We start from the raw sequence: 21,800 nt of genomic DNA, 5'->3' as shown, positions 1-21,800 counted from the left end.
CCTTTGGGACTTATACATACCAATACAATAATTTAGATGGCAGGAAACACTTTTGGTAACCTTTTTAAGGTAGCAACCTTTGGAGAATCTCACGGAGTAGCAATAGGCGGAGTAATAGATGGTTGTCCGTCTGGAATAGAATTAGACCTAGACGCAATACAAACAGAACTAAATAGAAGAAAACCTGGGCAGTCTAAAATAGTAACCCAACGTAAAGAGCCAGATACCGTAGAATTTTTTTCAGGTATTTTTGAAGGTAAAACAACAGGAACTCCAATAGGATTTGCTATTCGTAATACCAACCAAAAGTCTCATGACTATTCGCATATAAAAGACTCTTACAGGCCATCTCATGCAGATTATGTATACGATAAAAAATATGGTTTTAGAGATTACCGTGGCGGCGGACGTAGTTCTGCTCGTGAAACAGCAAGTAGAGTTGTTGCAGGTGCTATAGCAAAACAGTTTTTATCTAACATAAAAATAAATGCTTTTGTATCTCAAGTAGGAGAATTAAAATTAAATAAAAACTACACAGAGTTAAATTTAGCAGATACAGAATTAAACCCAGTTCGTTGTCCAGATCAAGAAATGGCAGCTAAAATGGAATCTTACATAAAAGAGATAAAAAAAGAAGGTGATACCATTGGAGGAGTAATTACGTGCGTAATACAAAATGTACCTATTGGCTTAGGAGAGCCTGCTTTTGATAAATTACATGCAGAATTAGGTAAAGCTATGTTAAGCATAAATGCTGTAAAGGGTTTTGAATATGGTAGCGGCTTTAACGGTGTAACTATGAAAGGCAGCGCACATAACGACCAATTTAATACAGATGGTACCACAAAAACTAATTTTAGTGGAGGTATACAAGGTGGTATTAGCAATGGTATGGATATTTATTTTAATGTTGCATTTAAGCCAGTAGCAACAATTATACAACCTTATGAAACTATAGATAATAAAGGAGATATAGTTAAAACCCAAGGTAAAGGTCGTCATGACCCTTGTGTAGTACCTAGAGCAGTGCCTATTGTAGAAGCTATGGCAGCATTAGTTTTGGCAGATTATACTCTAATTAACAACAGTACCAAGTAATTTTGATTACGGTTTAAGATTGAATTATTTTTAATAATTAACTATTATAATTATTGATTCAATTTTATTTGGAGCGTAACACTCCAAAATGGTATATTACTCACAAAAATTTATAAAAAATAAGTATGAAGAAATTGGAGCTGCACTGGCAGATTATGATTGGGATGTTTTTTGGAATCCTCTTTGGTTTTGGAATGGCACAACTCACATGGGGAAAGGATTTTATAATGGACTGGATAGGGCCGTTTGGACAAATTTTTGTAAACCTCTTAAAATTAATTGCCGTACCGCTTATTTTAGCTTCATTAATAAAAGGAATATCTGATTTAAAAGATATTTCTAAATTTAGAAATATTGGGTTTAGAACTATTGGTATTTATATGTTCACCACTGTAATAGCTATTACTATAGGCCTTGTTTTGGTAAATGTAATAGAACCAGGAGAGGGTATATCTGAAGATACAATTACCAAACTATCTAATACTTATGCAAATGATAGTAGTATACAAGGTAAAATATCAGAAGCTACAAACCAAAAAGAGCGTGGTCCGCTGCAGTTTTTGGTAGATATGGTACCAAGTAATGCTATAGCTGCAATGAGTAATAACAAACTAATGTTGCAAGTTATATTCTTTACTATTTTTATGGGCATATCTATGTTATTAGTAGGAGAAAAAAGATCTAAGCCATTAAAAGACTTTTTTGACTCTTTAAATGATGTTATCTTAAAAATGGTAGATTTAATAATGCTTGCAGCTCCTTTTGCTGTTTTTGCGTTATTAAGCCAGGTAGTTGTTACAGCAGATGATCCAGAAATTTTACAAAAACTACTTTCTTATTCTGGTGTTGTAATTTTAGGTTTGTTATTAATGATAACCTTTTATTGTTCACTAGTATATTTATACACAAAAAAGAATCCTATTTGGTTTTTAAAACAAATGAGTCCAGCTCAATTATTAGCTTTTTCTACTAGTTCTAGTGCAGCTACTTTACCAGTAACTATGGAGAGGGTAGAGGAGCACATTGGTGTAGACAAAGAAGTGTCTAGCTTTGTTTTACCTGTTGGGGCAACTATTAATATGGATGGAACAAGTTTATACCAAGCTGTAGCAGCTGTATTTATAATGCAAGTACTTTGGCCAGAAGGTTTAACATTTGGAAACCAATTGTCTATAGTAGTAACAGCTTTATTAGCATCTATAGGTTCTGCTGCAGTACCTGGTGCAGGTATGGTTATGTTGGTTATAGTTTTAGAGGCAATAGGGTTTCCTGCAGATTTATATCCGGTAGCTCTTGCACTAATATTTGCTGTAGACAGACCATTAGATATGTGTAGAACAGTTGTAAATGTTACTGGTGATGCTACTGTATCTATGATTGTTGCTAAGTCTGTTGGTAAACTACATAAAAACCCTAAAGCTAAAAATTGGGATGATAATTATGACGAAGTAAAGTAGCAAAAATACTTTTAATGTATAAAAACAGCATCAAACAACTAAGTTTGATGCTGTTTTACTTTTATAACGACATTGTCTTTAAAAATAATATCTAATGCGTCTGTATCAATACTAAAAATACCAGGTTTTAAACCCAATATATAAGCAATATGTTCTGGGTTATATTCATAAAAATCTTCACCTAATAATTGTACAACTTCTGCTCTAGTTTTACCAATTAGCATATTACTCTCAATAATATCAGCAGATAATTCATAACGTTGCTCAGGATTGTTGTTCCATTTTTGTTGATTAAACTAATGTTCAGGGTAGTAAGAAATTATTGCTATGTAACTAAATATGCTAATGAAGTATACTAGTGGAGCAAAAACGATAGATAGTCCTATTGCAGTAATTTTTTTATATTTTAAAGCAATTCTATTGATTTTTTTAAAGCCCAATTAAAAATAAAAAATAAGAAGATAGCTATAAATAGGATAATTAGTACGACCATAATTGTATATTGAATAAGTTTGTGAATTATAAAGAGATATGTTTGTTTTTAGGGTATTTAACTTCATAAGAGAAACGTTCTTTTTGGGTTTCTTTACTATTTAAATCTATTTTCCAAGTAAGTAAACCTTTAGCATCATTATAGTTTGCATTGTATGTTTCTATTTCACTTACTTTAATTTCTTTGTTTTCAGATAACGGTATTCTATCTATTAATTTTATAGTAACCGCTGTATTTTTATTATTCTTAATTTCTAAATCGTATGCTCTGTTTAATACACGATTATTACCTAATAAAGATTTACTTTTAAAGTTACGGTCTTGTTTTCTTGTAACTGTAATACCAGCATCTACATCTAAAGAAACAACCATTTCCTTTGTTGTTTTGTATGGGTCTATTACTGTTTTACCTGCAAAACCTCCTTTAAAGTAAATGTTAGCTTCACCAGGCAATAAGTTGTATTGCTCCCAGTTTTTAAAGGATGCAGTTAAAAATACATTTTCATTTAGTACAGGTATTGCTAAATACTCGTATGTAGCATCTAAATTATAGGTGTTAATTTCTATAGCAATTATATCTCCGTCAGATTTAATAGAATATGGTTTTTTAATAGCAAAAGTTGTGTTGGTAACATCATCCTCTGTAGTACTCTTTTTAGTTGTAATTACAATAACACCATTATTAGCTCTAGAACCGTAGATAGCGGTTGCAGAAGTTCCATTTAATTTTTCTAAAGATTGTATATCGTTGGCATCTATATCACCTTCTACAAAATCCTTTATTGGTACGCCATCTATAATATACAAAGGCAATTCAGGTTTATTTGTAGTTAAGGTAGATGTTCCTCTAACTTTTACGCCCGCTACTTTACCTTGTAAAGAACTAGAGTAACCTGTAACTATAACTTCGTCTAAGGTCTCATTGTTCTCTTGTAAAGTAGTATTTATTATAGATGCATAAATAGGTACTTCACTAGTTTCCATTCCTATGTAAGAAAACTGTAATTCTTGACCAGTATGGGTTGCTATGGTGTAGTTACCATCAAAATCTGTTTGCGTACCTATACTAGTACCTTTTATTAGTACATTACAGCCAGGTAGTGGTTGTCCGGATGCATCTGTAACCACACCTGTTACTTTTTTTACTGAAGGATTGTAATAATATTTATTTTTTTTAACAGCTTTAGCTTGATAGTTGTAACCATTTGTGAAATTTAAGTACTTAGTATCTATAACAGGCTTAGTTGTTTGTTTTATAGGGTTTCCGGTTGATAAATTAATTTTTACATTCTTCCATTCATTTCCTGTGTTTTGGTAGACATTAGCTTTGTACTTAAGTTGAAGATTACTGGCTGTATTTTTAGATTTAATATCGTATGTTGGTACCCAACCAGCATCAGAAACAACATAAGACAAAATTAAGTTTAAGTTAATGTCTACAGGAGCGTCAAATTTAACAACTAATTCTCCTTGTGCTATAGCAGGCCCAGTGGTAAGCTCTTTTACTTGTAAATTTAGGTCTCTAATTGTTGTACTTATTGTTGTAATTTCTTTATTTATAGTGAATATCTCATCTCTAATTTCAGTAATTCGTTTTCTGTAGTAAGTGCTTATTTGCTTTAATGTTTCTAAGTCTAAACTCTCTGTACTAGCGCTTACTTGTCTGTTTTTAGTAATTAATAATTCTTCTTCTTGTAAACCAGATATTCTATTTTTTAATAGTTGAATTTTTTCAGAAAGTAATTTAGCTTCATTTTGTAATTCTGTAGCTTCTGGTGTTACCATAAACTTATCCAAATAGTTGATGCCATAATCCATTGCTAAAATAGAAACAGACTGTAACCCGGATATTTGTATACTGTTTTCATCAATTTTAGAAGATAAACCAGTAAATTTTAACTCGGTTGTGCCTTCTTTAAGCATAAAGTTGCTTGTGCGTGTAATTTGCGCTCCGTTTAGGTAAACCGTTACTTCTTTAATTGTAGAAGGTGTTTTATTATCTGCGCCAAAAAATGTTATTGGCACAAGTAATAATAGGTAAAGTAGCTTTTTCATAAATAATAGTTTTTAAGGTTGTGTAAACCTAAATATTACTATTACCGTATAAAACAGCTAATTTGTAAAATGGTCTTTAGAGTGAGTAAACTATGCTTTTAAGCTAGTTTTAGTATTGTTTTTAAAAGATGAACTACTAGGAAGCTCAAACAACTCTAAATCAAAAAATGGAATAGCGGCAAGTAAGTGATCAAATATATCAGACATAATATACTCGTAGTTTTCCCATCTTTTATCACTACTAAAGGCATAAACCTCTAAAGGAATACCTTGTGGAGTAGGAGCTAATTGCCTAACCATAACCATCATATCTTTATTTATAGCAGAATGATTTTTTAAATACGTGTCTGCATATTTTCTAAAAAGTCCAATGTTTGTAAGGTTTCTTCCGTTTATTAAAATAGACTTGTCTATATTATTACTTGTATTAAAATCAGTAATACTCTCTTGTCTGCTTTTAATATAGTCGGAAATAAGACTAATTTTTTTAAATTTTTGAATGTCTTTTGGTGCTAAAAAATTGATACTTTCTTGTTTAATAATTAAAGCACGTTTAATTCTACGTCCTGGAGAATTTGTCATTCCTCTCCAGTTTTTAAAAGAATCCGAAATTAAGGCATAGGTTGGTATGGTTGTAATGGTATTGTCAAAGTTTTGTACTTTAACTGTAGCAAGGTTAATTTCTATAACATCACCATCTGCACCATAATTGTCAAAAGAAATCCAATCGCCAATGCGTACCATATCATTTATAGATACTTGTATGCTTGCAACAAAGCCAAGTATGGTGTCTTTAAAAATTAATAATATTACAGCAGAGGCCGTACCTAAACCAGTTAAAAATTTCCAAAGTTCTATGTCTGTAAGTATAGATATAGCTAACAAAATACCAATAGACCATAAAAAGATCATAAATACCTGTATGTAGCTATCTATAGGTTTGTCTTTAAGGTTTGGTAATGTTTTAAAGAAATCTTTTAAAGTATTAAGCAAACTCCTAACTACCCACAGCGTTAATACAATGCCAAAAACTTCTAAACCTTTTAAAATTATGCCTTGTGCTTTTATAAAACCATTAAAAACAAATGGTATAGCGTTGTAAGCAATAATAATAGGTACTATATGCGCTACATTTCTTGGTACTTTGTTTTTAACCAAAAAGTCATCAAAATTTGTTTTAGATATGCTTGTAAATTTTGCAAATACAGAAATGAATATTTTTCTTAAAACGTAATCAAAAATATAAAGAACAATTATTAAAAGAAGTAGTAAAATTAATGTGTTCAAGTATTTAGCATAAACATCATCCAAACCAATTTCTACTAAATAATTGTAAAGTAAAGAAGATACTTGATTTAAACTATACATATAATTGTTTATATTTTTAATATTAAACTAGACATTGGTAATTGTAATAAAAGGAATTAACTAATCTAAAAATTTAGATTTTAGCTCTGGAGTAGGAATCATACAATTATTTTTTTTGCCAAACCAATTGTATCTATTTTTTGCAATAATAGTATATATCCAATCTCTAAAACTAGCAGGAATTAGCTCTAAAATCCATAATAAAGACCAAATACCTCCAAATGAACGTCCAATTTTTAGAGCGGCAGACGATTTTACATAATATGCAATATTGGGCTCTATTAGTATAATAGAATCTGTTTTTTCCATATCAATATTACGTGTAGAAAAAAAATTATGTGCAATTTCTCCTTGTAATGTAGCAAATCTAAATTCATCTTTTTTATCATGTTTAATAATAAACTGTATAGCGTTGTTGCATAAATTGCAAACGCCATCAAAAAGAATTATTTTTTTATCTAAATCCACCCTGCAAAGATAAAATACCTACAGTAAAAAAGAGTGTTTTTATAATGAATTTAAGAAATCACCTAAATCTGTTTCTTTGCCTAAACTTAATTTCTTTTTAAGCCTATATTTAGATTTTAAAATACTATCTGGCAATACATTAAAAATGGCTGCAATTTCTTTAGTAGACAAGTTCATTCTTAAAAATGCAGCAAGTCTAATTTCTTTCTCAGATATATCTGCATAAATAGCCTTTAGTTTGTTATCAAAATCGTTATGAACATCTGCAAAATAAGATTTAAATAAGTCCCAGTCTTTATCATCTGCAGTTTGCTTTTTAAGTAACATTAAAATGCGTCTAAACTCTAATTTAAATTTTTCGGGATTATTTTTTATCTCTTTTAAGTTTTCTAATAGCTCTTGTGTAAAAGTATTTTTTTGTACCAAGTGTACCGTTAAACTTGCTAATTCTTTTTGTTTGAGTTCTATTTCTTTTCGGTATAATTCATCTTGTTTTTTTTGTGTAACAATGTCCTTTTTCATACGCTGCCTGTAAATAAAAAAGATCATAATAGAAATAGAAAGAACAGAGAACATACCTGCAGCATAAAGACTAGTAGTTAAGGTTTTTAACTTGTTTTGCTGCTGTAAATTTTTAATTTCCTCTTCATTTAAAGCTAATGAAGTTTGTTTTTTTTCGGTTTCGTAAATGGTTTTAAGCTCTTCAATTTGCTGTACGTTTTTTAAGTTATAAATACTGTCTTTATAATTTTGATGATTTTTTAAGTCCTGTAATGCTAAACTATTATTGCCAAGTTTTTCATAAGCTAATGAACGTAATTTGTAATTTTCCATTAAATAATCTAACCTCTTTGAAGGTGTAGATTTTTCTATAGCCTTATCTAAATATGTTATTGCTAATTTTGGTTTATTAAGGTCTAAATAAAGTGTTCCTAGTTCTTTTAAAACATCAATATAATTGTATAAAAAGCCTTCTCTTTCATGAAATCTTAAACTTTCTTCTAAATAAACTTTAGATTTTTCAAAATCTCTAGATTCCCTGTATAAAGATCCTATATTAGTGTATAGCATTGCCTCATTAGATTTTAAACCGTGTTTTTGAGCAATTTTTAAACTCTCTCTAAAATGCAAAATTGCTTTGTCAAAATCTTTTAAGTTACAATACGTAGATCCAATTTGTAAATGCGTATTACACATCCATATACTATCATCATTTAATTTATATACCTCCAGTGCTTTATTATAATATGATATAGCCTCGTTGTAATTGCCAATGTGGCTTTGTATTTCACCAATTCTAGCTGTAATATCAGCAATACGTATTGCACTACCATTTATAGAATCTAAAATTTTTAAAGATTCCATATACATTTTTTGAGATAATCTATACTGCCCCTTACTTAAATATACACTTGCAATATTTCCAATAGTATGACCATATAACCCAATTTTATTATTTTTTTTATAAATATTTTTGGCTTCGTTAAACATATCTAAAGACTTGTCTAAATTAGAGTTTAGTCTTTCTATATCTGCTAATTCATTAAGTCCCATAGCAAAAGAAACATTATCGTTAATTTCTTTTGCTAACGACATAGCAATTTTGTGATAATAAATTGAAGAATCCATTTTATGTAATACCTTATATGCTAAAGCGCTATTGTAGGCATTAGAAATAGTTTTTTGCTTATTGGATATAAGCTTAGCAATTTTATAAGCTTCTAGAGAGTATTTTAAAGATAGTTTTGGATTTTTATATTGAAGAATTGAATGTAGACTGTCTAATATTACTAATTTTTGTGATGAGGATATTTCTGTGTTTAATATATTTTTTAAACTATCTATTTCTTTATTAGATTGACTGAAAGAAAAAGTTGTAACACTTATTACCAAAAAGGTAATTATTAAGGTTTTCATAGGTTATTTCTGATAAAGTTAATTATATAAAGAATAAAATAATTGGGGACTTTACCTTTTTTCTTTGGTTCTAAGGTATTGATTTTTTTATTTTTTTTATGATTTTAATTTTCATCAATCTTTGCTTGTCTATATCTTTTGTGAGATTTTTACCTCGTTATTTAAGCAGTAATGTATTGTGTATGCCTTTGTTATATAGTGTTTTACTTTGTTTTTTGTAGTTTAAATGTAAATAAATATTTGTCCTGATGTTTATTTATTTAATATTGATTTGTCCATACTTTGTCTATTATACATCTGATGTATTGGGGGTAATTAAAATATACTTTTGTGCTTTCAAATCTTAAAATAATATATTATGAAGCAAATGCATTCATATAGATCAAAAACAAACCTACTAATGTTTTTGTTTCTATTAGCGTCAGTATTATCTTGTAGTAAGGATGATGATTCTCAGCAAAAAAATAATGAATCCGAAAAGAGTAGTTTTAATGCTGTTCTTGCTGTTGGTGAAGATTTAGAAGATCCAATACAACAACAGCTAGAGGTTTCTTCTACGCAAAGTGAGCAAGCAATTACTACAACAGACGATCAAGGTAACTCAACTGTAGAAAACTGGAGTTGCACTACAACTACTTATGATTTAAAAAGGGAATCTGGTGGAGAAGATGGTTTTCCTTTATTTAGTCCAAATGCTAAAATAATTTATCCAGGTAGCTTGTTACAGGGAAAAACACTTAAAAATACAACTCCAGACGTAATAGCTGTAGGTAGAGCAGGAGGGACGGTATCTTATGATTTGGTTAACGGTAATATATCTAGCACTGTAACTGTAGATGTGGTGTCTAAAAGTAGTATACAAGATGCTATGAACCAAATTATTGCAGCATCACCAGACGTAACGCCAGCAAATTTTACTTTTGAGTATGAACAAGTACAAAGTAGAGAGGCTTTAGCTATTAGTATGGGATTGGATGTTAAGTCTGCTTTTGTAAAAGCAGGTGCTAGTTTTGACTTTAAAAACGGAGATGACAAAAATAGAATTTTAGTAAAATTAAAACAAACGTTTTATACTATGTCTATGAACTTGCCAACTAGTAAGGACGATTTGTTTGCAGACACAGTAACTCCAGAAGATTTAGCAAAATATGTGCAAGAAGATAATCCTGCCACATACATTAGTGATGTTACCTATGGTAGGGTTTATTATATGTTAATAGAAACAAGCTCATCTTACCAAGAACTTAATGTAGCTGCTAATGCTAGTTTTGGCGTTTTTAGTACAAAAGTAAAAGCAGAATTAGAAGTTGATCACTTAAAAGAATTAAAAAATGTTAATATAAAAGTAATTGCATTTGGCGGAGATACAGAGTCTACCATTTCTACAATAGGAGAAACCAATTTAAGCTCTCTAGTAAGTTTGCTATCAAAAAGCGCAAATATTGGGTCTGGTTTACCAATAAGTTATGTAGTACGTAGTGTAAATACAAATCAAATAGTAGGTATACAACTTGCTACACAGTATAATGAAACTAATTGTGAGCCTCTTTTTGATAATGGAGAACCAATACAAACAAAGCACTGGAGAGGTAATATTTTAAATAAAATGGGAGGTGTTGGAGCAGCTTTTGAGCGTAATAAAGGAGAGTTTATACTTATAAATACTTCTGGAGATAAATATATGCGTAGTTTTAACGGTGCTTTAGAAGGTCCTTTTTCTGTAACTGATTTGTTTGGTGGCGAATACCCATTCTTTACTGGTGATAAGGACAGTGTAGAGTTTGATGGTATAGGAGCTATTGTAAATATTAGAAACAATAGTAAAGAAGATAGCATAGATAATGAAAGGCAATTTTTAGCAGTTTCAAAAAGTGGTTTGCAGTTTAAATACGCTAGTGGAAATTCTTGGGAAAGTTTTACTAGTATAGCAGATCTATCTGTTGAAAAAATAAACACTATAGGGGATAATCCTTTTGGTGTTAGTGGCATTGGAGCAGTATTAAATGTTTTTTACGAGGTAGAAGACAAAGAGACCGGTTATTATAAAAGTTCATTACACTTTTTTAATAAGGTTGGTACTAAACAAACTTTGTTTTGGTCAGGAAGTAGATATGGAAAAGGTGGAGAGATTAGTCATTCATATGATTTAACTTCAACTTTTAGTCAGTATAAAAACATACCTTTTACTGCTATTGGTGCGGCATTAAGATTTGATGTTGGAGGCAGCAAAAAATATATAATATTTGATATAACTGGTACAAAATACATAGTTTCTAGTAATATTACGGGTGATTATTCTCCAATTTTTATTCTCTAAGTGTTTAATAAAATACCTTTAGATAGCTAATTCTAAATTATTTCCAAATTTTACTTTCCTACTTATGATTGCATTTAATTATGCATTGGTCCTTAATAACTGTTAACAATTATATAGGATTGAGTTAGTGTAACTGGGCAATTTAACTATTGCTCAGTTTTTTATTGGGTATAAATTCTAGTTTTAGAAGCTCATTGATATTTAAAAAAGAATAGTAGGGTAGGTATAAAACACAGAAAAATCTTAAATTAAACAAGTAAGAATTACTTTTTTTATATTAAATAGTGACATTTACAAGTATATACTTTTGTAAGTATGCATTATTTATAAATAATTACGCAGCCATATCCTTAATGTATTATTTTTTGATAATATTTTAGATTGAAAAATTAATGTAAACTAGAAAATACTTCATTTAATTTATTGTTAATCAATATTTTGAATAAAAATTAAATTTATTGACATCTTTTTTATGTAATTGTACGTATATAAATTGCAATCAAGAAAAATCTTTATAATTATTAAGATTTTTTGAAGAAAAATGAAGAAAATATATGCTTGTCCATACTTTGTCCATAGTATTTTCTTTATAAAAGCATTGATAAAAGCTACTTTTGTAGCGTGAGAATATAACATTAAACTAAATATGGTTTACCCAAAATATTTAGTTTTAAAAGTTGGGGAACAGTCGGCCTCTTAAGTAGTTTTGTAAACTTCATAATACTTAATGCTGGCTGTTATTTTTTAGCCTGTACCAACTCTAATTTATCTACACTTACACTAGTAGTAAATAATCCATAATTTACAACAGCTTTATTCTTTTCTAAAGTATCTATACTACCAATAGCTTTACCATCTAGCAAACGGACTCTGTCACCAACTTTAAAAATATACTTAGGTTTTAGTTTTTCTTTTACAATAGCCTTTTTCTTTTCTACTTTTTTCTTTTCGCGTATTACCTCTACCTTTTTGGCTACTTCTTGTTCTACTAACTTCTTTTTAGCTTTTTGTGCTTTTACTTCTTTAGCTGTTTTCTTTTTTCTTTTACTATTTTCAGTTTCTACAATGCGTAATAGTTCAGATATTACTACTTTCTTTTTCTTATCCTGAAAATATTTCTCTGCAGCATCATTAACCTTATTACCTAAATAAATCATACGTTGGTTATGGTCATACAATTCTTGGTAATTTTCTAGTTTAGATTTAATTTTTGTATTTAGCTCTTCAAGTCGTCTAGATTCTTGTCTAGCTTTACTTTCTTCTTCTTGTAATCTAGAACCAGTTTTTTCCATTTTGCTTCGCTCTTTTTGCATTTTAGCAATAGTAGCATCAAAACGTACTTTACCTCGCTCAATTTTCTTTTTAGCTTTATTAATTAAGCTATAGGGAATACCGTTTTTTTGTGCAACTTCAAAAGTAAAAGAACTACCTGCCTGCCCTAAAACAAGTTTAAAAGTTGGTTCTAGACTTTTAGCATCAAACAACATATTGGCATTTGTAGCGTGCGGTAATTCATTTGCTAACATTTTTAGGTTTGCGTAATGTGTGGTAATTACACCATAAGCACCACGCTCATAAAACACTTCTAAAAAAGTTTCTGCCAATGCGCCACCAAGTTCAGGATCACTACCTGTACCAAATTCATCAATTAAAAAAAGTGTTTTGTCATTACACTTCTTTAAAAAGCTGTTCATATTTTTAAGCCTATAACTATAGGTACTTAAGTGGTTTTCTATAGATTGATTATCTCCAATGTCTGTCAATATTTTTTCAAATAAACAGACAGTACTACGTTCATGCACCGGAATTAGCATACCGCTTTGCAACATTACCTGTAGTAAACCAATTGTTTTTAAGGTAATACTTTTACCACCAGCATTAGGGCCAGAGATTACAATAATTCTGTTGTCTTGTTTTAGCTCTATAGTTTGTGGCCAAGTTTTTTCGTTTTTTCTGGTATTTGTTAAATACAAGAGTGGGTGGTAAGCGTCTCGCAAATACATTTCTCTTTCTTCACTTATTTTTGGTAAAAGAGACTTTGTATCTTGTGCATATTTGGCTTTTGCAGCAGTGACATCGGTCTGTGCAAGGTATTCTTGGTAACTGGCCAATACGTAATCAAAAGGTTTTATAGCAGCTGTTAATTCTTTTAAAATACGATTTACTTCCTCTTTTTCATCGTATTCTAAATTGTTTAATTCTCTACTATGGCGCAATGTAGCTTCAGGTTCTATGTAAACAATACTACCAGTTTTAGAAGCTCCCATAACGGCACCTTTTACCTTTTTGCGGTACATTGCTTTTACAGCTAAAACACGCCTGTTATCTACAACAGATTCTCTAATTTCATCTAAATAATCTGCCGAGTTATAAGAGTTTAATGCAGATATAAAACTACCATTAATTTTACCTTTTACCGCATTAATTTCTCTTCGTAAATCATACAGTTTACTAGAAGCTTTATCTTTAACCTCACCAAACTTATCTATAACAGCATCAATTGCATTTGGTATTTCTGGCAACACATTTAGCGTTTCAGAATAGCTATGTAATAGTGGATAATATTCTTTAAATTTTTTAAAAAACTTAGTATGTATAACTACAGTATTACAAATACTGCTAATTTTTTTAAAGCCTCCAATTTCTAAGGTTGCATTTTCTATTTTTAATAAATGTAATTCTTTTGTAATAGTATCAAAACCGTGATTAGGAATTCGGTTTTCATTATCATAAGACGCTACATACTCATTAGTTTTCCCTAATTGCTTTATAATTTCTTCTTTATCACTAAAAGGAGCTATTTCTAAAGCCAACTCTTTACCTAGTTCTGTACTACAGCGCAAGTTAATGTGTTCTAATACGGTATTAAACTCTAGGTCTTGAAGTGTTTTAGGGTGAATTTTATGCATTGTATAATTTTAAGCCTTGCAAAGGTAAAGATAAGTGATGAAACTGTGAATTTGTAGTATTTATTTTAGGCGTTAAATTTCCAAGCTAAAATTCTACTTTTTTTATTGCCTTGCTCCATAGGTACTATAAAATAACTAGCTTTTAGTTTAGTAAGTTGTTTTTGTAATTTAGGTAAATTATCACTTTTAGAAACCAAGCTAGTAAAAACAGTAACTTGGTCTTTAAACAAAACACTCTCTTTTATTAACCTTTTTAAAAATAATGCTTCACCACCATTACACCATAGCTCGTTAGCCATACCACCAAAGTTTAGCTCTAACCCATTAGCTTGCTTTCCTAAATTTTTTAGTTTGCGTTGTGTACCTTTTGTAGCTTCTTTTTCTGACGAATGAAAAGGCGGATTACACATTGTAAAGTTAAATTTTTCATTTGGTTTAATTATACCAGTAAAAATGTTTGCATTACTATTTTGTTTCCTTATTTCTATGCTATCTATTAGGTTAGTGTTTGCTGCTACAATTTGTTTGGCATTAGTAACTGCGGTTTCATTAATATCTGCGCCAACCATTTGCCAATTGTAAATTGTTTTACCTAAAATTGGATAAATGCAATTTGCACCAACACCAATGTCTAAGCCTTTAATTGTATCCTTTATATTTTCTTTAGCAAGTATATCTGCTATATGATGTATGTAATCTGCACGTCCGGGAATGGGAGCACAAAGGTAATTTTTAGGTATATCCCAATGGTTTATGTTATAATGTAACTTTAATAAGGCCTTATTAAGGTGTAAAACTGCTTCCGAATTAAAAAAGTCTATTGTCTTGTTATTAAATTTATTATCAGTTATATACAGGCTTAACTCTGGATGTTTCTCAATTAACTTATTAAATTGATATGGTGTATTATGTAGATTTTTTGGATGCACAGCTACTATTTTTTACAAATGTAAGATGATATCTAAAGAGATCACCCATTTTTTTATGCATTCTAGCAAAAAGAGTACCTATCTTTGTGCAAAATTATATTATGTCAAAAAAGTTTTCTAAACTAGGAGTATCTACTCCTCTTCTAAAAAGTTTAGCCGAATTAGAGATTACAACTCCTACAGAAATACAAGTAAAATCTATACCAGTATTATTAGAAGCTAACAAAGATTTTGTTGGTTTAGCAAAAACAGGAACAGGTAAAACAGCAGCTTTTGGTTTACCTCTTATACAATTAATAAATACAGAAAGCGCAAATATACAAGCAGTAATAGTTGTTCCCACAAGGGAGTTAGGACAACAAATTTACAGTAATTTAGTTTCTTTTGCTTCACATATGCCTGCCGTTTCTATAGCGTCTGTATGTGGGGGAACACCTATAAAACCACAAATAGAGCGATTAAAAGAAAACACACATATTGTTATTGCTACTCCTGGTAGATTAATAGATTTGCTTAAGCGTAATGCCATAACTATTAATAGTGCTAAATATTTGGTTTTAGATGAGGCAGATGAAATGGTAACCTCTTTAAAAGATGGTTTAGATACTATTGTTGCAGCATTGCCCAAAGACAAAAGAACTATATTGTTTACAGCTACAATGCCTGGCACAATTAAGCAAATGGTACAAAACTACTTATCTAAACACGTTACACAGGTTAGTGTAAATATGGAGACGGTTGGTAATACTAGTATAGATCACCAGTATGTTGTTGTAGAACCTATAGAAAAACTAGAGGTTTTAATGCACTTTTTAAACTCTAAAGAAGGCCAAAGAGGTATTATATTTTGTAAAACAAAAGCAGCAGTAAATAAATTAGCTAAGAATTTAGCAATAAATAAATTTTCTTCTGGTGCTTTACATGGTAGTTTAACTCAACCTATAAGAGATCGTATAATGGGTCAGTTTAGAGAAGGGCACATAAAAATACTAGTTGCAACAGATTTGGCAGCACGTGGTTTAGATGTAAAAGAAATTACCTATGTTGTAAATTATCATTTACCAGATGTTTATGAAACTTATGTGCACAGAAGTGGACGTACAGCAAGAGCAGGAGCAGATGGTTTTTCGTTAACAATACTACAGAAAGAAGAGGAGCAAGACATAGCAGAGTTTGAAAATGAATTAGGCATAACGTTTAAAAAGTTTAAAAAGGCAGATGCAGCTAGCATAGAGGAAAATAATACGCTTTTATGGGCTAGAAAAATTTTTAAAACAAAACCTAACCACACTATTTCTCCAGAATTTAAAGAAAAAGTACATACCATTTTTCATCATTTAACTAAAGAAGAATTGGTAGATAAAATTTTAGCAAATCAATTAGGGCAAACCAAAAAACTTGGTTCTGCACCATCAGAAGATAACAACTTTACGCTTTAATAGCATAAAAAGTATGGCAAATACAATAAAAAATAGGGAAGATATTTTACAAAAATTAAATATTCACCAATTAAATCCAATGCAGGAAGAGGCTCTTTCTGTAATAGAAAATACAACTAATACGGTATTATTATCACCAACAGGAACAGGTAAAACACTTGCTTTTTTATTACCTTTAATAGATAGGTTAAATCCAGATTTAGAAGAAATACAAGCTTTAATTCTAGTACCTTCTAGAGAATTAGCTATACAAATAGAACAAGTTATTCGTTCTATGGGTTCTGGTTACAAAGTTAATGCTGTTTATGGTGGTAGGGCAATGTCTAAAGATAAAATAGAGCTAAAACATACTCCTGCAATTCTAATTGGTACACCTGGTAGAATAGCAGATCATTTTGATAATGAACGTTTTTCTACAAACTTTATTAAAACGTTGGTTTTAGATGAGTTTGACAAGTCTTTGGAAACTGGTTTTGAAGAGCAAATGAAATATATAATTGGGTTGCTTCCTAGTTTAAATAGGCGTATTTTAACCTCTGCAACACAAGGAGTTACTATTCCTAAATTTGTTAGGTTAGACAAAGCTGTTACTATTAATTTTTTAAAAGAAACTACTAATAAATTAGCTGTAAAAACGGTTGTTTCTCCTAATAGAGACAAATTAAGAACCCTACTTAATTTATTAAATTATGAAGGTAATAGTCCAGGAATTATTTTTTGTAATCTTAGAGAGAGTATAAAAGGAGTTAGCAAATTTTTAGACAAAAATAATATTACGCACGGCTGTTTTCATGGAGATATGGAACAGAAAGATAGAGAACGATCTTTATTAAAATTTAGAAACGGTACTTATGATGTTATTGTAGCTACAGATTTGGCTGCTCGTGGTATAGATATTCCAGAAATGAAATATATTATTCATTATGAACTTCCTTATAAAAAAGAAGAGTTTATACACCGAAATGGTAGAACAGCACGTGTAAACTCTAAAGGTACTGCCTATGTATTAAAATGGGAAGAAGAAAACTTACCAGATTTTATAAAAAATGCTCCTGTAGCAAAAATTAATAAAACAGGAACAAGAAAACCGCCATACTGGACAACATTATTTATCTCAGGAGGAAGAAAAGATAAAATATCTAAAGGAGATATTGCTGGCCTGTTTTTTAAGCAAGGTAATATTAATAAAGATGAATTGGGGGTTATAGAGCTTAAGCAAGACTGTACTTTTGTTTCTGTACCTGCAACTATTGCACCTAAGCTTGTAAATAAATTAAACAATACAAGGCTAAAAAAGAAAAAAGTTAGAATAAGCATTATTTAAGGATGAACGATGAAACCACTGGTGCAAATAATGCATTACAACAAGAAGAAATAGATAAGTGTATTTCTGTTTTAGAACATTTAATTACTAATACAGATGAAATTTTTGAAATTTCTAAAGAGAAAAGAACCGCTTTAATTAAAGCTGCAGGTCAGCTTTCTAGACCCAATAGAGACGAGTTTTCTCGCAGAAAAAAAGATGCCAAAAAAGCGCAAAAGCGTAAACAAGATGCTAAAGACCGTAATGCTCGTAAAGAAACTGGTATACGTAGTGCTCGTGAAGCTGTAGTTTTTGTTGCTCCTAAACTGTTGCCAGAGGCAGATTTGTCTAATCAAAAAGAATTGGTGTTAGAGTCGCCAAGAAACTGTTACGTTTGTAAAGACTTGTTTACTAAGCTGCATCATTTTTATGATCAAATGTGTACTAGTTGCGCAGATTTTAACTATGCTAAACGTTTTCAAACAACAGATTTAAAAGGTCAGGTTGCAGTAATAACAGGTTCTAGATTAAAAATTGGTTACCACATAACACTAATGCTTTTACGTGCTGGTGCAACTGTTGTAGCAACAACTAGGTTTCCGGTAGATTCTGCTTTGCGTTTCTCTAAAGAAGAAGATTTTACACAATGGGGACATCGTTTAAAAATTCATGGTTTAGATTTAAGGCACATACCTAGTGTAGAGATCTTCTGTAACTTTATAGAGCAAAAATATGAGAATTTAGATATCCTTATTAATAATGCAGCGCAAACAGTGCGTAGACCAGCAGGTTTTTATACACACTTAATGGCCAATGAAGAAAAACCAATTTCTGATTTACCAAAGTATGCAGCAGATTTATTGCAAGACCACGTAGGTTGTATGCAAGAGCTTAAGGCACTAACATCTGGAGCATCACCCAATAAAAATATGCCAGTAGCTTGGCATGGTCCAGAACCAGGAATAGGAATAAGAGCTTCGGCTAAATTATCGCAAATTCCGTATAGTTTTGATAATTCATTACAAACTTCAGAAGTTTTCCCTGAAGGAGAGTTAGATGCAGATTTACAACAGGTAGATTTACGAAAAACAAATAGCTGGCGTTTAAAACTTGGGCAAATAGAAACTACAGAAATGATAGAAGTACAATTGGTAAATTCTGTGGCTCCTTTTGTGTTATGTAACCGACTTTCTGAAGTAATGAAGAAAGAGAATACAGGTAAAAAACACATTATAAATGTTTCTGCTATGGAAGGTAAATTTCATAGGTTTTTTAAAGAAGACAGACACCCACATACAAATATGGCAAAAGCAGCTTTAAATATGCTTACCCATACCGCAGCAGGCAGTTTGGCTAAAGATGGTATTTATATTAATGCTGTAGATACTGGTTGGGTTACAGATGAAGATCCTGCAGAATTATCTAAAAGAAAAGTGGAATTACATGATTTTCAGCCTCCTTTAGATATTGTAGATGGTGCAGCACGTGTAATGGACCCGTTAATAGATGGTATTAATACAGGTAAACATTGGAGTGGTAAATTTTTAAAGGATTACCGACCTATAGATTGGTAGCTTTTTAAAAAGATAGTATTATTTAAATTGAAGTTAAACTTCTGTTAGGCTTTGTTAAACACTCTTTATTGATGCTCATTTTTTGTAAATTATAACATATTGATGATTTCATCAAAAAAACAATATGTATAACAAATTTTAAAAAATAATATAGAATGATAAAACCTAGAGAAAAAGCACCAGAACTTAGTATTAAATTAGTAAATAATAGTACTTGGAAATTAAGTGAACAATCTCCTGAAAATTTTACTTTAATTCTTTTTTATAGAGGTAAACATTGTCCTGTTTGTCAAAAACAATTAGAGCAAATGCAAAAATCGCTTCCTAAGTTTACAGAACGTGGAGTAAATGTAATTGCAATAAGTTCAGATACAGAAGAAGTAGCAAAAGAAACTTATAAAGATTGGGATATTGATGATATTCCGCTTGGTTATGGTTTGTCTATTGATGAAGCAAGAAAATGGGGATTATTTATTTCTAGCGGAATAAAAAAAGAACCAGATTATTTTACAGAACCAGGGTTGTTTTTGCTATCACCAGATTCTACAGTTTATTGGGAGTCTATACAATCTATGCCATTTGGGCGTCCGGAATTTAGAGATGTTTTAGGAGGTATAGACTACATTTTAAAAGCCAATTATCCTGCAAGGGGAGAAGCATAATTTTTTTGTATAAACACCCTAAAATGGTAACACACAGCTAATTGGTAAAGTGGTATAAAAATTATGTTGCAATATTATCTTTAAGTTAACTGATTATAAAGTATTTAAATAAATTTTGGTGGTACGCTTCTTTAGTAGTACTTTTGCTATAAATTAATATATTATAAATACAATACAATGAGTAAAGGAACAGTAAAATTCTTCAACGATGAAAAAGGATTTGGTTTTATCACAGAAGAAGGTTCAGGTAAAGACATCTTTGTACACATCTCAGGTTTAGTAGACGAAATTCGTGAAGGCGATGAAGTTGAATACGAGGTTACAGAAGGTAAAAAAGGTTTAAACGCAGCAAACGTAAGAGTTTTATAACATATACTATAAGAGCTTTAAGCTAAGAGTCTATTCTAAGGAATAGACTCTTTTTTTTTGCTAATTTTTAACACATAAACTAAGTAAATATCAACCTAAAAAATAAGCTTATTTTGTACCTTTATAGTACAATTTAAACTTATGGGAGATAAAAAAAAAGTAGTAGTTATAGGTGCTGGTTTTGGCGGTATAACTATAGCAAAAGCTTTTAAAAACAAAAATGTAGACGTACGTCTAATAGACCAAAACAATTACCATAATTTTCAACCTTTAATGTATCAAATAGCTACTGGAGGTCTTGAGCCAGATAGTATAGCATATCCTGTTAGGCGTATTTTTAGGGGCTATAACAATGTTACCTTTAGAATGGCAAATGTTAACTCTGTAAATGCAACAACTAAAGAGCTACAAACATCTATAGGAACAATTAAGTATGATTATTTGGTTATAGCAACAGGGAGTCAAAACAATTTCTTTAATTTTGAACCTGTAAAGAATGATTTACTTACTTTAAAGTCTATTCCAGATGCATTAAACTTAAGAAGCTATATTTTTCAAAATCTAGAAAAAGCTTTAGCTAAAAAAGATAAAGAACCCTTAGAAGAAATATTAAATATAGCTATTGTAGGTGGTGGACCAGCAGGTTTAGAATTGGCTGGTGCCCTTGCAGAAATGAAAAAGCACGTTTTACCTAAAGATTTTCCTGATTTAGACATTTCTAAAATGACTATAAATTTGTACGAAGCTTCTCCGCATCTTTTAAATGTAATGTCTAAAGATGCCTCAGAAAAAAGTTTACTGTATTTAACTAATTTAGGGGTAAATGTACATTTAAACTCCAGAGTAAGCTCATATGAGAATAATAAGTTACAAATAGGTGATAACAGTTTTTATACAGATACTGTAATTTGGACAGCTGGTGTAAAAGCAGCTCCAATAGAAGGTTTGCCAAAAGAGGCTATAATAGGAGGTAACCGCATTGCAGTTGACGCATACAACCAAGTAGTACAAACTAAAGATGTTTTTGCAATAGGTGATGTTGCTGCACATATCTCTGAAGAGGACCCTAAAGGTTTACCAATGTTAGCTCCAGTAGCACAGCAGCAAGGTGCGCATTTGGCAAAAAATATAATGAAATTGGTAAATAATGAAAAACCAGAACCTTTTGTTTATGTAAACAAAGGAGTAATGGCTACCATAGGCCGTAAAAAAGCAGTGGTAGATTTACCTAAGTTTAAATTTCAAGGAACTTTTGCTTGGATTGTGTGGATGTTTATACATATTATGTCTTTGGTAGGTTTTAAAAATAAAATATCTGCTTTTATGGGATGGATGACTAATTATTTTACTTATGATAGGCCATTAGGATTAATTATTAGGCCATTTACAAAAAGAAAATAATATTCTATTGTAGTTTATAGATTGATAATCAATTAAAAAGAT

Annotated in this window: 16 protein-coding genes; 9 read left to right on the top strand and 7 right to left on the bottom strand. The window is 30.5% G+C overall.

The features are described from left to right. Positions 1 to 36: 36 nt before the first annotated feature. Complete coding sequence (aroC, locus tag KLA_RS03215; protein ID WP_034643759.1) at positions 37 to 1,098, top strand: chorismate synthase; 1,062 nt, start codon at positions 37 to 39, stop codon at positions 1,096 to 1,098. 125 nt (positions 1,099 to 1,223) lie between these two features. Next, positions 1,224 to 2,555 carry a dicarboxylate/amino acid:cation symporter gene (locus KLA_RS03210; RefSeq protein WP_034643757.1) on the top strand — a complete coding sequence of 444 codons (1,332 nt, stop codon included), beginning with the start codon at positions 1,224 to 1,226 and terminating at the stop codon, positions 2,553 to 2,555. Between the two features lie 38 nt (positions 2,556 to 2,593). Here the strand turns inward: KLA_RS03210 and KLA_RS17480 are convergent, their stop codons facing one another. From KLA_RS17480 to KLA_RS03185, 5 genes are all read right to left on the bottom strand, one after another. Further along, positions 2,594 to 2,779 carry a hypothetical protein gene (locus KLA_RS17480; protein WP_013622385.1) on the bottom strand — a complete coding sequence of 62 codons (186 nt, stop codon included), beginning with the start codon at positions 2,777 to 2,779 and terminating at the stop codon, positions 2,594 to 2,596. A 295-nt stretch (positions 2,780 to 3,074) separates the two neighbouring features. Next, positions 3,075 to 5,102 (bottom strand): DUF4139 domain-containing protein, encoded by a 2,028-nt coding sequence (locus KLA_RS03200; RefSeq protein ID WP_034643753.1) that lies wholly within the window; start codon positions 5,100 to 5,102, stop codon positions 3,075 to 3,077. 90 nt (positions 5,103 to 5,192) lie between these two features. Then, the gene (locus KLA_RS03195) at positions 5,193 to 6,470 is read right to left on the bottom strand and encodes a mechanosensitive ion channel family protein (RefSeq protein ID WP_034643750.1); all 1,278 of its coding nucleotides are present in this window, start codon (positions 6,468 to 6,470) and stop codon (positions 5,193 to 5,195) included. Between the two features lie 60 nt (positions 6,471 to 6,530). Beyond that, positions 6,531 to 6,938: a thiol-disulfide oxidoreductase DCC family protein gene (locus tag KLA_RS03190; RefSeq protein WP_013622388.1), complete on the bottom strand. Its 408-nt coding sequence runs from the start codon at positions 6,936 to 6,938 to the stop codon at positions 6,531 to 6,533. A 39-nt stretch (positions 6,939 to 6,977) separates the two neighbouring features. Continuing rightward, complete coding sequence (locus KLA_RS03185) at positions 6,978 to 8,855, bottom strand: tetratricopeptide repeat protein (protein WP_034643747.1); 1,878 nt, start codon at positions 8,853 to 8,855, stop codon at positions 6,978 to 6,980. 400 nt (positions 8,856 to 9,255) lie between these two features. Between KLA_RS03185 and KLA_RS03180 the strand changes: the two genes are divergently transcribed. Continuing rightward, positions 9,256 to 11,172 (top strand): thiol-activated cytolysin family protein, encoded by a 1,917-nt coding sequence (locus KLA_RS03180; RefSeq protein ID WP_235183513.1) that lies wholly within the window; start codon positions 9,256 to 9,258, stop codon positions 11,170 to 11,172. Between the two features lie 737 nt (positions 11,173 to 11,909). Here KLA_RS03180 and KLA_RS03170 read toward each other — a convergent pair. Next, positions 11,910 to 14,081: an endonuclease MutS2 gene (locus tag KLA_RS03170; RefSeq protein WP_034643738.1), complete on the bottom strand. Its 2,172-nt coding sequence runs from the start codon at positions 14,079 to 14,081 to the stop codon at positions 11,910 to 11,912. Positions 14,082 to 14,146: 65 nt separating this feature from the next. Then, entirely contained in the window at positions 14,147 to 15,010 is an 864-nt protein-coding gene (gene rlmF, locus KLA_RS03165) for a 23S rRNA (adenine(1618)-N(6))-methyltransferase RlmF (protein WP_034643735.1), read from the bottom strand. 101 nt (positions 15,011 to 15,111) lie between these two features. On the opposite strand from rlmF, the gene KLA_RS03160 reads away from it, so the two are divergent. The 6 genes from KLA_RS03160 to KLA_RS03135 all read left to right on the top strand — a co-directional run bounded on the left by KLA_RS03160 (position 15,112) and on the right by KLA_RS03135 (position 21,758). Further along, entirely contained in the window at positions 15,112 to 16,449 is a 1,338-nt protein-coding gene (locus KLA_RS03160) for a DEAD/DEAH box helicase (RefSeq protein WP_034643731.1), read from the top strand. A 13-nt stretch (positions 16,450 to 16,462) separates the two neighbouring features. Beyond that, on the top strand, positions 16,463 to 17,773 hold the full coding sequence (locus tag KLA_RS03155) for a DEAD/DEAH box helicase (protein ID WP_034643728.1): 1,311 nt from the start codon (positions 16,463 to 16,465) through the stop codon (positions 17,771 to 17,773). A 2-nt stretch (positions 17,774 to 17,775) separates the two neighbouring features. Then, complete coding sequence (locus KLA_RS03150) at positions 17,776 to 19,326, top strand: SDR family NAD(P)-dependent oxidoreductase (protein ID WP_034643725.1); 1,551 nt, start codon at positions 17,776 to 17,778, stop codon at positions 19,324 to 19,326. Positions 19,327 to 19,481: 155 nt separating this feature from the next. Next, on the top strand, positions 19,482 to 19,988 hold the full coding sequence (locus tag KLA_RS03145; RefSeq protein WP_034643722.1) for a peroxiredoxin-like family protein: 507 nt from the start codon (positions 19,482 to 19,484) through the stop codon (positions 19,986 to 19,988). Positions 19,989 to 20,165: 177 nt separating this feature from the next. After that, on the top strand, positions 20,166 to 20,357 hold the full coding sequence (locus tag KLA_RS03140; protein WP_013622397.1) for a cold-shock protein: 192 nt from the start codon (positions 20,166 to 20,168) through the stop codon (positions 20,355 to 20,357). A gap of 141 nt (positions 20,358 to 20,498) precedes the next feature. Continuing rightward, positions 20,499 to 21,758: an NAD(P)/FAD-dependent oxidoreductase gene (locus tag KLA_RS03135; protein ID WP_013622398.1), complete on the top strand. Its 1,260-nt coding sequence runs from the start codon at positions 20,499 to 20,501 to the stop codon at positions 21,756 to 21,758. The last annotated feature ends 42 nt before the right edge of the window (positions 21,759 to 21,800 follow it).

The sequence above is a fragment of the Cellulophaga geojensis KL-A genome (assembly GCF_000568425.1).
Lineage (GTDB): Bacteria > Bacteroidota > Bacteroidia > Flavobacteriales > Flavobacteriaceae > Cellulophaga > Cellulophaga lytica.
Note: the sequence above shows the minus strand (reverse complement) of the source record. Positions and strands in the feature narration are given on the sequence as shown.

What these genes read in the sequence shown, in the direction of transcription:
- aroC (WP_034643759.1), top strand. Translation starts at nt 37, where the DNA reads ATGGCAGGAAACACTTTTGGTAACCTTTTTAAGGTAGCAACCTTTGGA.
- KLA_RS03210 (WP_034643757.1), top strand. Translation starts at nt 1,224, where the DNA reads ATGAAGAAATTGGAGCTGCACTGGCAGATTATGATTGGGATGTTTTTT.
- KLA_RS17480 (WP_013622385.1), bottom strand. Translation starts at nt 2,779, where the DNA reads ATGCTAATTGGTAAAACTAGAGCAGAAGTTGTACAATTATTAGGTGAA.
- KLA_RS03200 (WP_034643753.1), bottom strand. Translation starts at nt 5,102, where the DNA reads ATGAAAAAGCTACTTTACCTATTATTACTTGTGCCAATAACATTTTTT.
- KLA_RS03195 (WP_034643750.1), bottom strand. Translation starts at nt 6,470, where the DNA reads ATGTATAGTTTAAATCAAGTATCTTCTTTACTTTACAATTATTTAGTA.
- KLA_RS03185 (WP_034643747.1), bottom strand. Translation starts at nt 8,855, where the DNA reads ATGAAAACCTTAATAATTACCTTTTTGGTAATAAGTGTTACAACTTTT.
- KLA_RS03180 (WP_235183513.1), top strand. Translation starts at nt 9,256, where the DNA reads ATGTTTTTGTTTCTATTAGCGTCAGTATTATCTTGTAGTAAGGATGAT.
- KLA_RS03170 (WP_034643738.1), bottom strand. Translation starts at nt 14,081, where the DNA reads ATGCATAAAATTCACCCTAAAACACTTCAAGACCTAGAGTTTAATACC.
- KLA_RS03160 (WP_034643731.1), top strand. Translation starts at nt 15,112, where the DNA reads ATGTCAAAAAAGTTTTCTAAACTAGGAGTATCTACTCCTCTTCTAAAA.
- KLA_RS03155 (WP_034643728.1), top strand. Translation starts at nt 16,463, where the DNA reads ATGGCAAATACAATAAAAAATAGGGAAGATATTTTACAAAAATTAAAT.
- KLA_RS03150 (WP_034643725.1), top strand. Translation starts at nt 17,776, where the DNA reads ATGAACGATGAAACCACTGGTGCAAATAATGCATTACAACAAGAAGAA.
- KLA_RS03145 (WP_034643722.1), top strand. Translation starts at nt 19,482, where the DNA reads ATGATAAAACCTAGAGAAAAAGCACCAGAACTTAGTATTAAATTAGTA.
- KLA_RS03140 (WP_013622397.1), top strand. Translation starts at nt 20,166, where the DNA reads ATGAGTAAAGGAACAGTAAAATTCTTCAACGATGAAAAAGGATTTGGT.
- KLA_RS03135 (WP_013622398.1), top strand. Translation starts at nt 20,499, where the DNA reads ATGGGAGATAAAAAAAAAGTAGTAGTTATAGGTGCTGGTTTTGGCGGT.